This window comes from Gordonia paraffinivorans NBRC 108238 (assembly GCF_000344155.1).
GTDB classification, from domain to species: domain Bacteria; phylum Actinomycetota; class Actinomycetes; order Mycobacteriales; family Mycobacteriaceae; genus Gordonia; species Gordonia paraffinivorans.
The window spans coordinates 60,311-73,978 of the sequence record NZ_BAOQ01000005.1 but is presented as its reverse complement, the minus strand read 5'-3'; the positions used below and the strand labels follow the sequence as shown (position 1 = coordinate 73,978).

The window sequence follows — 13,668 nt, the reverse complement described above, 5'->3', positions numbered from 1 at the left end:
GGGTCAGGCGCGGCCGGCGAGATCCGCACGAAGACGGGGCTCGTCGACCTCCCAGTAGCTGTGCTCGATACCGTCGAGCAGGACCACCGGCAACCGGTCGCCGTACTCGGCGCGGACCTCCGGGTTCCCGTCGGCGGCGGCGCGATCGACGTCGACCTCGGTGAACCCGATCCCGAAGTCGCCACAGATCCGGGCGAGCTCGGTGCGAGCCGTGGCGCACATGTGGCATCCCTCGCGAGTGAGAAGTTCCACCTTCATGGCGTCCATCCTCGCAGCGTGGCGGACGGCCGCCGCCACGGGGCTCGCGGCACGCGTCGGCGGCGCGAGCGGCGTCGTGTGCGGCGGCTAGTCTGGACGAGCAGGCAGTGCAGACGCGACGCGTGGAGGTGGGTAGTGGGCAAGACCCCGGGCCCGGGAGACGAACGACCCGACACCGGCACCACCCCCCTGGACTCCGGCGACGACTGGGAGACCCAGGCGGCCAGGATCGAGTTCGACGACGACCTCGACGAAAGCGACGAACCTGTCGGCCACTCCGACGAGGACGAGGAGACCCGGCGGGTCACGACGTGGATCTCCCAGCGCGCGAGTGCCGCCACCGGCCGGTTCCGCCAGACCGCCCACGAGCTGCGCCAGACCCTCGCCGGCGAGGCCAGCGCGAAGGCCGCCGTCGACTCCCTGCGCCTGCGCGAGCCGTCGGAGACCCCGCCCGAGCAGGCACCGCGCGACCTGACCGCCGCCGCGTTCTTCGACGTCGACAACACCCTGGTCCAGGGCGCCTCGATCGTGCACTTCGCGCGCGGGCTCGCCTCGCGCAAGTACTTCACCTACGGCGACATCCTCGATTTCGCCTGGACGCAGGCGAAGTTCCGGATCACCGGCAAGGAGAACGCCCGCGACGTCGCCGAGGGCCGCGACAAGGCCCTGTCGTTCATCGCCGGGCGCCGCACCTCCGAGCTCGTCGAGCTCGGCGAGGAGATCTTCGACGACTACATCGCGGACAAGATCTGGCCCGGCACGCGAGCGCTCGCCCAGCGCCATCTCGACGCCGGACAGCAGGTGTGGCTGGTCACCGCGACCCCGGTGGAACTCGCCCAGACCATTGCCAACCGGCTCGGGCTGACCGGGGCGCTCGGCACGGTCGCCGAGAGCGTCGACGGCGTGTTCACCGGTCGCCTCGTCGGCGACATCCTGCACGGCCAGGGCAAGGCCCACGCGGTGCGGGCGCTGGCCATCCGCGAGGGCCTCAACCTCAAGCGCTGCACCGCGTATTCCGACTCGCACAACGACGTGCCGATGCTCTCGCTCGTCGGCAAGGCGGTCGCGATCAACCCCGACCCCGACCTGCGTGACGTCGCGAAGGTCCGCGGGTGGGAGATGTACGACTTCCGCACCGCCCGCAAGGCGGCCAAGTACGGCGCCGGCACCGCCCTCGTGCTCGGCGCGGCGGGCGGTGGCGCGGCAGCCGCGGCACGCCTGTTGCGGCGCCACTGAGCGCGAAACCGTTTCAGAGCGAATCGATCTCGCTCATCGGATCGACGAGCACCTTGGCGTGATGCTCGGCCGAGCCGAGGGCGTCGAAGGCCGTCGCCACCCCGTCGAGGCCGACCGTCGCGGTGATCATCGGCGCGACGTCGACGTCCCCGTCGGCGATCATGTGCAGGGTCTCCTCGTATTCGGCGGGGTCGTAACAGAAGACGAACCGCAGTTCGTGTTCCTTGTTGATGGCCATCGCCGGGCGGAAGGTGTCCGGCTCCATGCACACGCCCACCACCACGATGCGCGAACGGAACGGCGCATCGGACACGACGTACTCGATCATCCCCGGGGTTCCCACGCACTCGAAGACCACCGGCCCCTTGGGTGTGGCGCCCAGCCTGTCGGCGACCCGGAACAGAGATGACCACGGCACCAACGGGATCCGACGCAACGTGCGCATGGCGTCGAACGCGGCGCCGAGGAGGTCCTGCGCCTCGGTGACGTACTTGCCCTCTGCAGCACACCGCGCGAAGGGGGACTCGACGGCGGGGTCGACGACGATGTCGGCGCCGACGCGTTCGGCGAGCGCGCGACGCCCCGCGGACAGGTCACTGGCGATCACGGTGCGCACCCCGGACGCCTTCAGCATGGCGATCACGGCGAGACCGATGGGTCCGCAGCCGATCACCACCGCGACGTCGCGGCGCCCGACCTCGCCGCGGCGGACCGCGTGGTGTGCGACCGCGAGCGGCTCGGTGAGTGCGGCGTGCTCGATCGGCAGACCGTCGGGGATCTCGAAGGTCATGTCCTCGGACACAAGCGTGAACTGGGCGTAGGCACCGCCCGCCGAGGCGCTGAGGCCGGTCAGGTGCGCCTTCTCGCCGTGCCGGATCATCGGCACCGCGACGACCCGGGTGCCCGGCGCCCACTTCTTCCGGCAGCGCGGGCCGTAGGAGACGACCTCGCCGGCGAACTCGTGGCCCATGATCACCGACTGATCCGAGCGCATGAACGCGTCGTAGCCGACCTCGTCGGACACCTCGGCGGTGGCGTCGCAGTGAACCCGCGCGTGGAGATCGGAACCGCAGATGCCCGCCCGCAGGACGCGGATCAGGACCTGGCCCGGGCCGGGCTCGGGGGTGGGGACGTCTTCGACCGTGAGCTCACCGGCTCGGCACACGACTGCACGCATGCCTCAATGGGTAGCAGCCGCCGCGGTCCGTGTCAGGAAAAGCGACGTGTCAGCCGAAGTAGACGCTGCCGCGCCGGCTGAGCATGCGGAAGAGCGTCTGCTGGATCTCCTCGCGCACGTGGTCGGTGAGGTCGAAGACCACCATCGGGTCGTCGGCCGACGACTCGTCGTATCCCCCGGTCTCGATGGGCCGGCCGAAGTGGATGTGCCACTTCGACGGCAGCGGGACCATGCCGAGCGGTCCCAGCCACGGGAACAACGGCGTGATCGGGAAGTACGGCAGCCCGAGGATCTTGGCGAGCGGCTTGAGATCGGCGAGCATCGGGTAGATCTCCTCCGAGCCCACGATCGAGACCGGCACGATCGGCGCCGCGTTGCGCAGGGCCGTCGTCACGAAGCCGCCGCGGCCGAACCGCTGCAGCTTGTAGCGGTCCTTGTAGAGCTTGCCGATGCCCTTGAAGCCTTCCGGCCACACCGCGGTGAGCTCACCCTGGCGGAGCAACCGGTCGGCGTCGTTGGTGCACGCCAGGGTCGCGCCGATGCGCCGGGCGACCTCGCTGATCCCCGGCGTGTCGAACGCCATGTCGGCGGCGAGGAGCCGCAGGTGACGGTGGTCGGGGTGGTTGTCGTGGACCGCGAGCGAGGTGATGATCGCGTCGACCGGGATGGTGCCCGCGTGGTTCGCCACGAGCAGGGCGCCTCCCTCGCGCGGCAGGTTCTCGATGCCGGTGACCTCGACGCGGAACCACTTCTCGTAGACCTGGCGGACCGCCGGGAACCAGACGGCCTCGGTGAAGTGCGGGTCGAAGCCGAACTCGTCGACCTCGTACTCGCCGGCCATGCGTTCCCGGATGAAGCCGGCGGTCGCGGTCAGCGTGTCGGCGACCGCGCTGCGGATGCCGCCGAGGCTGAACAGCGGCGACGACGTCGACGGGCCGCGATGCTCGACGCCGAGCGCCTCGTCGGACAGCGCGATGTCGCTGCTGATCGGGGTGACCTGAGCGGGCGGCTGACCGAAACCGTCGGTGTTCGGGTGCGCGAGATTCTCCGAATCCCGTTGCTTCACAGATGTTTTCGGCCCGCGGCCGACGCCCTGCTGACTCGGGTGCCGACGGCGACCGGAGTCGCGTGCGGCGTCGGGCCCCGACGGTGAGGCATAGAGCTGGATGACCTTCGCGGTACGTGCATCTGTCGCTCCGCCACCTGTCAAGGCGCTCACCCCTCGTCTACCTCTGGGTTTCGTCCGTCGGCCCCGTCCCCGGCTCGATGTGTGAACCGAAGGGGCCCCGGGTACTGCCGGCATATCGTTCCGTCACAGGCCATGCCCCCGGATCCACTGGCGCAACGGCGCGCGGTCGATGACTTGAACGGTGCACCACGGAGCGTCGATCGTCGGAGACCACCGCCACCCGGGACCTTACCCGTCGTCCACGGCCGCGGCCCTGCGGTCGTGCCACTCTGGGTCTGGCGTCCAAGTCTACGGGTTGCAGTGACGTTGCGCACCTCGACCCGGAACCTCGGTGCCAGATCTCAGGCACTCACTGCAACTGATGTGCTGCGGCCACGACCCGCTGCTCGAGTCCCCGCCACGCGTCCGCCCCGAGCACCGGGGTGACGCCGCTGCGTTCGATGAAGTCGTCGAGCGTCTCGAGTGTCGTGTACTTGGGCACGAAGCCGAGCTCGGTGCGCATGCGCGTGGTGTCCAGCACGCGGCCGTAGGTCAGGAACTCCGTCTGCGAACTGCGCAGCTTCGCCGACCGCAGGTCCTGGAAGACGCCCGAGATGGGCGCGAGCAGGCCGGCCGGGACCGGCAGCTCGATGTGCCCGATCCGCCGGATCGCCTGGGTCAGCGTCACCACTCCCTCACCGGCGACGTTGAAGGTGCCCGCCTTCCCGGCCAGGGTCGCATGCTCCATCGCGGCGAGCGCGTCCTCCTCGTGCAGGAACTGCAGCCGCGGCTGGTAGCCGATCACCGTCGGCACCACCGGCAGGGACAGATAGGAGCTCATCCGCGTGTTGATCCGGGGACCGAGCATCGCCTGCGGACGCACGATCGTGATCGCGATGTCCGGCCGGCGGCGCCCGAGGCCTCGGACATATCCCTCCACGTCGAGCAGGTCGCGCCCGTAGCCGTGCTTCGGCTCGCGCCGCGCGCGGGTCTCCTCGGAGAAATGCGACGGGTCGTGCGCGCTCGCACCGTAGACCATCGCCGTCGAGCGCAGCACGAGCCGCTTCACCGAGGGCGTGCGCTGACAGGCCGCGCAGACCTGCATGGCGCTGACGACGTTGAACTCCTTGATCGCCGACGAGTGCGGGGCGGTGTCGACGATGGACGTCGCCGCATGCACCACGGTGTCGACGTCGTAGGTCGCGAGGGCCTTGGCGATCGTGGGGCGACGGATGTCCAGCCGCAGGAACTCCGCGCAGCCCATACGACGCAGCAGGTCCTTGCGCGGGACGCGCGAGTCCACTGCCAGCACCCGCTCGATGTCCGGGTTGGCCGCCAGTCGGGCCACGAGGTAACCGCCGATGAAGGTCGAGGCTCCCGTGACCAGGACGACGCGAGGCGACTCTGCGGAGGATTCGGCCATGTCGTCGAGGCTAACCGCATCTCCGCGATCCGTCCCGACGAGGCGGGGCCGAGACGGCACCGGGCCGCTGCGGGGCGGCGACGAGAAAAGCAAAAGGCCCCGCCGCGGGCGGGGCCTGTGCCAAAGGAGTGCTTATTTGCCGAGCTTACGGCGCTGCACCCGGGTCCGACGCAGCAGCTTGCGGTGCTTCTTCTTCGACATGCGCTTGCGGCGCTTCTTGATCACTGAACCCATCGGGGCGCTTCCTCACGATTGACACTGATGTACTTGACCGACCCTGGCCTGCACACGATCGGCTTCGTCGGTCGTCGACTGGTGTGTCGACACCGGAGGGAGCTACCGGTACATCCAGGTACGCGACCTCTGAGACTACCGGTCGGTCCTCCGGTTACGGAAATCGGGTACCCCGTCGGAATACCCGGGGCCCGGAACCACAAACGCCCCCGCGGGTGGCCGGGGCCATCCACGGGAGCGTTCGGTTCCAGATCGCAGCTGTGCGCGAAGAAGACCTAGCCGGCGTCGAAGTACGACGTCTCCAGGTAGTCGTGCACCGCCTTGGCGTGCACGCGGAACGAGCGTCCGACCCGAACCGCAGGCAGTTCGCCGTTGTGGACGAGACGGTAGACGGTCATCTTCGAAACGCGCATCAGCGACGCAACCTCGGCGACGGTGAGGAACTGCGACGCAGAGGTCGCGTTGCTCACCGAACCGGTCCTGTCACCAGGAGTGTCTGCAGGTGCCATGGATCACTCATACCTCCGGTGCACGCGTCGCGGCCGCAGGCTTCCCCTCCTGCGGACATCAGACACGCACGTGCTTGAAGCAGCTTAGCGTGGCTGATGTGAAAAAAGCGACGAGAGGGACCAGAATCTCCGGCTTTTTCACCGTGAAACCCCAACATGCTGGGGTTTCACGGCTCATCGACCACAAGTCATGGGGTGCCGGACCCGGCGTGGCCCTGCCCCAAACCCTCGACTTCCACTCGACGTCCGCCCCGCGCGCTGGCGGCCGCGCAGGCGCGTGTGGCCTGGTAGACGGCGTGCCGGAGGCCGTTGGCCTCGAACTCCCGGATCGCCTCGGCGGTGGTGCCGCCGGGAGAGGTCACCGCTGCCCTCAGATCGACCGGCGACAGGCCCGAGTCGCTGAGCAGGATGCCGGCACCGCGGATGGTCTGCACCGCCATCTCCGACGCCTGGGCGCGCGTGAGGCCCAGGCCGACGCCGGCGTCGATCATGGCCTCGGCAAGCAGGAAGACGTAGGCGGGACCGGAGCCGGACACCGCGGTCACCGCGTCCATCTGCTTTTCCGGGACGACTGCCACCCGACCCACGGTCTTGAGGATCCGCACGACGGCGTCGAGCTGCTCCTCGCCGACGTATCGTCCGGCGGCGACCGCGGACATGGCCTCGTTGACCAGCATCGGGGTGTTGGGCATGACGCGGATGACCGGGGACCCGGCCTGCAGGGCGCTCTCGTAGCGGGCCAGCGGGATGCCGGCGACCAGGGTGACCGTCACCCGCTCGGTCTCGGCGTTGTCCTCGGCCGCCGCCAGCTCCCGCAGGACCGAGTCGACGTCGTCGGGCTTGATCGCGAGGAACACGTACTGGGCGGACTCCGCGGCCGACTTCACGTCGGTGACGAGCACCCCGTACTCATCGGCGATCTCGGCCGCTCGTGCCTCGACCTTCTCCGCGACGACGAGATCCCTCGTCGGGGTGCCGGCGCCGATCAGACCGGCGAGCAGGGCCTCGCCGATCTTGCCTCCGCCGATGATGGCGATGCGTTCGCTCACGGATGTCTACCTTCCTGCGGGGATGAGTGCCAATTGCCGGGACTGCGCGACCACCGTCCCGGTCGAGTCCACCACCAGATGATCCTCCTCGAACATTCCGGGTCCGACCTCGGTACTGGTCGCGGCGAATCGCAGCCACCCCGGGGCCGGGTGACGGCGGACGTAGGTGGTCAGCTGGACCGTCGGCGCCCAGCCGAAGAGGGCCAGGTTCATCACGACGGGCGGCGAGATGTCGCAGACGAGCACCGAGAAGTACTCGTCGGGGTCGAGACCCTTGGGCCGGATCCAGCCGCGGACGAGCGGTTCGCCGGTCTCGCCGCGCACCACCGGGAAGGTCTCGGAGTCGAGGACCAGGTCGACGGCCGAGCCCAGGTGGTTCACCTCGGCGACCGGTGAACCGTCCAGCGTGATGCCGGTCGCCGGCGGCTCGACGGGAGTCCCGTCGAGCACGGTGGGGCCGGAGTGGTGGGACGGGTCGGTGTCGGGACGGGCCATGGTCACCGACGACGTCACCATGGTGCGACCGCCCTGCACCGCGTCGACCCGCAGGACCGTGACCGTGCGCCCGCGCTTGAGCACCTTCACGACGAGGTCGATGTCGTCGGCGTCCGGAGCGGTGAGGTAGTCGCTGGAGATCGCCACCGGGATCATCGCCGCCGTGGCGTCGGCGAACTTCTGCGCGGCCGGGTCTGCGGCCAAGTCGGCGGGGGACGGGGTGAGCGCGGTCAGCGCCTCACGCGCCGCCTTGGCCACCACCATCTGCAGGCTGCCGCCGTGCACCTTGGGCCCGATCGTGAAGGTCGGGTCGATATGGGCGGAGTAGGTGACGGCGTCCGGTCCGCCGCGATCGACCTCGGTCAGGGTCAGCAGCTCGGTGAGCTTTGCAGTCATGTGCGCGCTTTCGTCGTGCGAACCCCGACAGCGGGCGGCGACGACCGAGATGGGTGGGAGACGGACCGACGACTACCGGTCCGCGGCCCCTGGTCGACCAGTGTGTTCGGGGTGCAGCTCCCGTTTCAGGTGCTGCCGCGCAAAATCTAGCGAACGCGCCAGCAGGGCACTGCGTTCGGGCTTGGTCCGGGCGCTGCCCGTGCTGATCTCGAGGACCACCGCCCCGTTGAAGTCGCTCTCCGCGATCCGCCGGCACACCTCGGCGCAGGGCTGCCCGCCGTCGCCGGGGATGAGATGCTCGTCGGTCGCCGCCCCATGGCCGTCGGCGAGGTGCAGATGGTTCAGGTTGGACCCCATGCGGTCGAGGAGGTCGAGCGCGTCGACCCCGGCGGTCGCGGTGTGCGAGAGATCGAGCGTGTAGTTCGAGTAGCCGTCGTCGGTGGGATCGATGGACTTGCCGAAGGCCGAGGCGGCCAGGCCCGGGCCGCCCCCGCGCTTCTGGAGGCGTCGCACCGACGGCTCCCCCGCGCCGAACAGCCGGTCGGCACGCATCGGGAACATGTTCTCCACGGCCACCGCGACCCCGCTGTCGTCCTCGAGTTCGGCGACGAGGTCGTCGAACGCCGAGACGTAGCGCCGCTGCCAGCGGAACGGCGGATGGACGACCACCGTCGGGGCGCCGAGATCCTCGGCGGCCTCGACCGAACGCGCCAGCTTCACGATCGGGTCGCGGCCCCACACGCGCTGCGAGATCAGCAGGCACGGCGCATGCACCGACAGCACCGGCACCTGGTAGTGGTCCGACAGGTAGCTCACGCGCCCGATGTCCTGACTGACCGGGTCGCCCCACACCATCAACTCGACACCGTCGAAACCGAGTTCGGCGGCGTAGGCGAACGCCGCCTCGGTGTTCTGCGGGTAGACCGACGCGGTCGACAACCCGATCGGGATCTCGGTGCGGGCGATGGGCGGCAATCCGGACGACGGCACCTGCGGATTCGACATGTCGGGCGTCACGTGGCCAGCAAGACCAGAGGGCCGATGGTGACGAGCAGGCCGACGCCGAGCGAGAGCAGCGTCGTCGGCAGGTCCTTGGTGCGGCGCACGACATGGGACAGCGTGACGATGCCGAAGATCACCACCACCGCGAGCACCAGTGCGAAGTACGGGTTCCAGCGCCACAGTTCGGTGAAGCCCCAGAACAGGCCGACACCGACGGCGAGACCGAGGACCGCCTGACCGATCACCGACAGCCAGGCCATCGCGGGCGACGGCTCGTGCTCGTCGCTGGTCTCGGCGGCGTCGGGTGCCGCGGTGTCCTCGTCACCGGTCTCCGCCTCGGCCGAGACCGTGCGCTCGGGCTCGAGGTCCTTCTCGAGCCGGACGGCCGGTGCCCCGGCCTCCGCCGGGGACTCGTGGACGTCGGCGGCAGCGGCCGGCGCGGCGGTGTCCGACGAGTCCGCACCGACCTCGGCCGGCGTCTCGTCGGCCGGTTGCACTCCGTCGGCGTCGTCGGCCGGCTGCGGCTCGTCCTCGTCGACGACCGGGGCCGCCCACGCCTCGGTGTCGTACCACTGGGCCGACGCCTGCCAGGCCTGTGTCTCGTCGGTCTCGGACGGTTCCGGGGCACCGACCTCGTCGGTGGCGACCGGCTCGATGATCTCGGTCGGGTTGTCGCCGCGCTCCGCGGTCTCGCCGGCCGCCTGCGCGGTGCTCGTCGACGACGGGACCTCCGCGCCGGGGGCGGACGCCGCTGCCTTCGCCGAGGCGGCACGGCTCACCGTCGAGCCGGCCTCGTCGGCCTTCGGTCCGGTTTTCTTGCGGCCGAACAGCTTCCGCGCCAGTCCCCCGAGCCCGCGCGAGCTCTTGCCGGCGGCTTCGGCCGCCGGGTCCCCCTCGGCCTCGACATCGGCGAAGTTGCGGTAGTCGTCGAAGTCCATGACCTCGGAGAAGCCGGTGTCCGAGCGCTCGCGGACATCCGTCTCGGTCCCCTCGACCTCGGCGAGGGCGTAGGTGTCGACGTCGTCGGACTCGACGACGGTGAGGTCGGTGTCCGCCTCGGGGCCGTCGACGACCGGGATGATGCCGGTGACCGCGTTGGCCGATTCCTCGTCGACGGTCTCGGCCCGGGCCGAACCCGCGTCACGCGACTGCCCCGCGAGTCGACGGGCCACGGCGTCGGCGCTGAAGTCGCGCGTCGCGAGCGGTACGTCGCCGAAGCCGGGCATGCCGCTCGCGGTGTGGCCGCCCGTGGACCGGCGGCCGGCCCCCGAACCCCAGAAGTCGGGAATCGGACGATCGTCGGCGGCACGCCGCGGGGTCGGGTCCGACGACCTGGGGAACGGGACTCCGGACGCATCCGCGCGCGACCGCTCGTCCGCGGTCGGCTCGGCAGGTGCCTCGGTCTCGGGCGCCGTCGAGGGCGCAGCGTCGGTGGGCGTCTCCGGTTCTGCAGCCGCCTGCGCCTCGGCCTCCGTCGGCTCCGTGACACCGGTCGCCTCCGGGGCGGTGACACCGGGCTCCGGGGCCTCGGACGCCTTCGGTGCGCGAGCACCAGACGCCTTCGGTGCGCGAGCACCAGACGCCTTCGGTGCGGGAGCACCAGACGCCTTCGGTGCGGGAGCACCAGACGTCTTCGGCGCGGGAGCAGGCGTGGTCGTCGGGGCCTCGGGAACCGGCCCGGACTCTGCCGGGGACGGACGCGTGCGGCTCGACCGCGAGGCCGGGGCGTCGGTGATCTTCGGGATCTCGCCGGTCAGCTCGGACACCGAGAGCGAGCCGTCGCGGCCCGCACGCCGGCGTCCGCGGCCGTCACGCCGGGTCGTCGGGGTGGCGCCGTCCGCCTGCGATCGGGCCAGCAGCTCCGAAACCGAGATGGGTCGAGATTCGGGTTCCGAATCCTTCGACATGAAGTGGCTCTCCGTCCTCGAACGTCACCGGATGCCGGTCGAGCACATCCGCTTGGGTACCTCTCGGCGCCGAGGACCGCTCGGCCGGACCGTGTGGTCCACCGATCGTCTCGACGCCGGCACTCCCCCACCCGCGCGACGGATCGAGCAGCGTCGCAGGTCGGATCAGCCGACGCCGCCCCGGGCGCCAGTCGTCTGTGAGGGCTCGAAGGAGTCGGCCGGTTCCGCGTCGAGTCGACGCAAAATGACCCCCTCCCGCAGCGCCCACGGACAGATCTCCAGTGTATCGACTCTCAGGGCTCGCATCGCCGCCTCCGCGACCAGCGCGCCCGCGACCAACTGCCCGGCCCGGTCGGAGCTGACGCCCTCCAGTTCTGCCCGGTCGGCGTTGGTCATCCTGGAGATGAACGAGATCAGCTGCCGCAGGCCGCTCGCGGTGAGCACCCGCCGCACCCGCGGGCCGGCACTCGACGGGGCCGCCCCGGTCAGCCGCGCCAGGCTACGGAACGTCTTCGACGTGCCGACGCACAGGTCGGGCTCGCCAGGTGCCAGGAGTTCCTTGGCCGGTCCGCGCAGCTCGGCGTCGAGCCAGTCACGCAGCACCGCCACGCGACGGCGGTCGGGCGGGTCTCCGGGCAGCCACTCCCGGGTCAGCCGACCGGCTCCGAGCGGCAGCGAGAGCGCGACGTCGGGCTCCTCGTCGACGCCGTTGGACATCTCCAGCGACCCGCCGCCGATGTCGAGGGCGAGGATGCGACCGGCGCTCCAGCCCCGCCACCGCCGCACCGCGAGCGAGGTCAGCCGGGCCTCGTCCCGTCCGGCCAGCACTGCGATACGGACGCCGGTCCGCCGCTCGACCTCGTCGAGGAGTTCGTCGGAGTTGGTCGCGTCGCGCACGGCAGAGGTGGCGAAGGCCATCATCTGCTCGCACCCGGAGGTCTCCGCGATGTGGGTGAACTCGTCGACCGACTCGACGAGTCGCTCGATCGCCTTCTCGCTCATCCGCCCGTCGGCGTCGATGTGTTCGGCGAGACGCAGGACCGCCTTCGTCGACGACATGGGCGTCGGGTGACCGCCACGGTGGGCGTCCACCACCAGGAGGTGGACAGTGTTGCTGCCCACGTCCAGAACTCCTAAGCGCACGGGTCAACGGTAGTGCACGAGGCCGGCGCCCCACGTGCGGACCGCGCTCTTCGTCGAGGCGGCACCTGCTCGGCGTCCCGCCCCGGCGCACTGGGGTTACCGTTGTATCCGTGACCGCCGTTTCGCCGTCCGCGCCCCGAATCACCCCCGCTCCCGAGGTCGAACTCGACTTCCCGCGCGAGTGGTACGAATTCGTCGACCCGATGGACCCCGAACACCTCATCCGCGCCGACCTCACCTGGTTGCTGTCGCATTGGACGTGTGTGTTCGGCACCCCGGCCTGCCAGGGCATCCTGCCCGGACGCGAGACCGACGGCTGTTGCAGCCACGGCGCCTACCTGTCCGACAAGGACGACCGCAAGCGTCTCGCCAAGGCCGTGAAGATGCTGACCCCCGAGGACTGGCAGTTCTACGAGAAGGGGTCCGGCAAGAACCCCCTCGGCCCGAAGGGCTACCTGGAAGAGGGCGACCTCGACGACGAGCCGGCGCTCAAGACCCGGATCCACAAGGGCGCCTGCATCTTCCTCAATCGCCCCGGTTTCGCCGGCGGTGTCGGCTGCGCCCTGCACTCGATGGCGCTGCGGAAGGGACTCGAGCCGCTGACGGTCAAGCCCGACGTCTGCTGGCAGCTCCCGGTCCGCCGCGAGCAGGAGTGGGTGGAACGACCGGACGGAACCGAGGTGCTCGTCACCACGATCACCGAGTTCGACCGGCGCGGCTGGGGCGAGGGCGGGCACGACCTCAAGTGGTACTGCTCGGGCTCGCCCGACGCCCACATCGGCGCCAAGCAGGTGTGGGAGTCGTACGCGCCGGAGCTCACCGAGCTGATCGGCGCGGAGGCCTACGAGGAACTCGCGGCCGTCTGCCGACGCCGGAAGGGCTTGGGACTCATCGCCGTCCACCCGGCGACGCAGGCCGCGACCGAACGTCGCGAGACCGACGTCAAGTACGAGCTGCAGCCGCCGGAGTAGCGGCGCCCGCACTCACTCCTCGAACTTGTACCCGAGCCCGCGCACCGTGACGAGGAACCGCGGGCTGCCCGGGTCGGGTTCGATCTTCGATCGCAGGCGCTTGACGTGGACGTCGAGCGTCTTGGTGTCGCCGACGTAGTCCGCACCCCACACCCGGTCGATGAGCTGCCCACGGGTGAGCACGCGCCCGGCGTTGCGCAGCAGGTACTCGAGGAGATCGAACTCCTTGAGCGGCAACGTGATCGACTCGCCGTCGACCGTCACCGTGTGCCGGTCGACGTCCATCCGGACCGGTCCCGCCTCCAGCACGTGGCCGTCGCGATCGTCGTCGGCCGGGTCGCCACCGCGGCGCAGCACCGCACGGATACGGGCGATCAGCTCACGCGCCGAATACGGCTTGGTCACGTAGTCGTCGGCGCCGAGCTCGAGGCCGACGACCTTGTCGATCTCGGTGTCGCGGGCGGTCACCATGATCACCGGGACGTTCGACCTCGCGCGCAGCGACTTGCAGATCTCCGTCCCCGACATGCCCGGGAGCATCAGGTCGAGCAGGACGATGTCGGGGCCGATCCGCTCGAACGCCGACAACGCCTGTGCGCCGTCGGCGATGATGCTCGCCTCGAATCCCTCCTTGCGCAGGAGGAAGGCCAACGGGTCGGCCAGCGATTCCTCGTCCTCGACGATCAGCACGTGCGTCAAC

14 protein-coding genes are annotated in these 13,668 nt (G+C 70.3%); 2 read left to right on the top strand and 12 right to left on the bottom strand.

Annotation, left to right across the window (positions count from 1 at the left end):
• Positions 1-3: 3 nt before the first annotated feature.
• Positions 4-258: a glutaredoxin family protein gene (locus GP2_RS03380; protein ID WP_006899065.1), complete on the bottom strand. Its 255-nt coding sequence runs from the start codon at positions 256-258 to the stop codon at positions 4-6.
• Positions 259-393: 135 nt separating this feature from the next.
• Between GP2_RS03380 and GP2_RS03375 the strand changes: the two genes are divergently transcribed.
• Positions 394-1,494 (top strand): HAD family hydrolase, encoded by a 1,101-nt coding sequence (locus GP2_RS03375; RefSeq protein WP_040526313.1) that lies wholly within the window; start codon positions 394-396, stop codon positions 1,492-1,494.
• Positions 1,495-1,507: 13 nt separating this feature from the next.
• Here GP2_RS03375 and GP2_RS03370 read toward each other — a convergent pair whose 3' ends face one another.
• From GP2_RS03370 to GP2_RS03330, 10 genes are all read right to left on the bottom strand, one after another.
• Positions 1,508-2,671, bottom strand: a complete 1,164-nt coding sequence (locus GP2_RS03370; RefSeq protein ID WP_006899063.1) for a zinc-binding dehydrogenase — start codon at positions 2,669-2,671, stop codon at positions 1,508-1,510.
• 49 nt (positions 2,672-2,720) lie between these two features.
• Entirely contained in the window at positions 2,721-3,890 is a 1,170-nt protein-coding gene (locus GP2_RS03365; protein WP_006899062.1) for a lysophospholipid acyltransferase family protein, read from the bottom strand.
• Positions 3,891-4,209: 319 nt separating this feature from the next.
• Complete coding sequence (locus GP2_RS03360) at positions 4,210-5,262, bottom strand: NAD-dependent epimerase/dehydratase family protein (RefSeq protein WP_006899061.1); 1,053 nt, start codon at positions 5,260-5,262, stop codon at positions 4,210-4,212.
• 132 nt (positions 5,263-5,394) lie between these two features.
• Positions 5,395-5,496 (bottom strand): 30S ribosomal protein bS22, encoded by a 102-nt coding sequence (locus tag GP2_RS21105; protein ID WP_003402602.1) that lies wholly within the window; start codon positions 5,494-5,496, stop codon positions 5,395-5,397.
• Between the two features lie 275 nt (positions 5,497-5,771).
• Positions 5,772-6,005, bottom strand: coding sequence for a helix-turn-helix domain-containing protein (locus tag GP2_RS03355; protein ID WP_040526309.1), 234 nt, complete (start codon positions 6,003-6,005; stop codon positions 5,772-5,774).
• Positions 6,006-6,193: 188 nt separating this feature from the next.
• The gene (gene proC / locus GP2_RS03350) at positions 6,194-7,054 is read right to left on the bottom strand and encodes a pyrroline-5-carboxylate reductase (RefSeq protein WP_006899060.1); all 861 of its coding nucleotides are present in this window, start codon (positions 7,052-7,054) and stop codon (positions 6,194-6,196) included.
• 6 nt (positions 7,055-7,060) lie between these two features.
• Positions 7,061-7,945 carry a thioesterase family protein gene (locus GP2_RS03345; RefSeq protein WP_006899059.1) on the bottom strand — a complete coding sequence of 295 codons (885 nt, stop codon included), beginning with the start codon at positions 7,943-7,945 and terminating at the stop codon, positions 7,061-7,063.
• A gap of 72 nt (positions 7,946-8,017) precedes the next feature.
• Entirely contained in the window at positions 8,018-8,950 is a 933-nt protein-coding gene (locus GP2_RS03340) for a sugar phosphate isomerase/epimerase family protein (protein WP_006899058.1), read from the bottom strand.
• A gap of 8 nt (positions 8,951-8,958) precedes the next feature.
• Positions 8,959-10,854 (bottom strand): Rv0497 family membrane protein, encoded by a 1,896-nt coding sequence (locus tag GP2_RS03335; protein WP_006899057.1) that lies wholly within the window; start codon positions 10,852-10,854, stop codon positions 8,959-8,961.
• A gap of 165 nt (positions 10,855-11,019) precedes the next feature.
• Positions 11,020-11,997: a Ppx/GppA family phosphatase gene (locus tag GP2_RS03330; protein WP_174320690.1), complete on the bottom strand. Its 978-nt coding sequence runs from the start codon at positions 11,995-11,997 to the stop codon at positions 11,020-11,022.
• Positions 11,998-12,107: 110 nt separating this feature from the next.
• Here GP2_RS03330 and GP2_RS03325 point away from each other — a divergent pair, with 110 nt between their 5' ends.
• A complete protein-coding gene (locus GP2_RS03325; RefSeq protein ID WP_006899055.1) occupies positions 12,108-12,968 on the top strand; it encodes a DUF3109 family protein in 861 nt (286 codons plus the stop codon).
• 12 nt (positions 12,969-12,980) lie between these two features.
• Here GP2_RS03325 and GP2_RS03320 read toward each other — a convergent pair whose 3' ends face one another.
• The gene (locus GP2_RS03320; RefSeq protein WP_006899054.1) at positions 12,981-13,667 is read right to left on the bottom strand and encodes a winged helix-turn-helix domain-containing protein; all 687 of its coding nucleotides are present in this window, start codon (positions 13,665-13,667) and stop codon (positions 12,981-12,983) included.
• Position 13,668 lies beyond the last annotated feature (1 nt).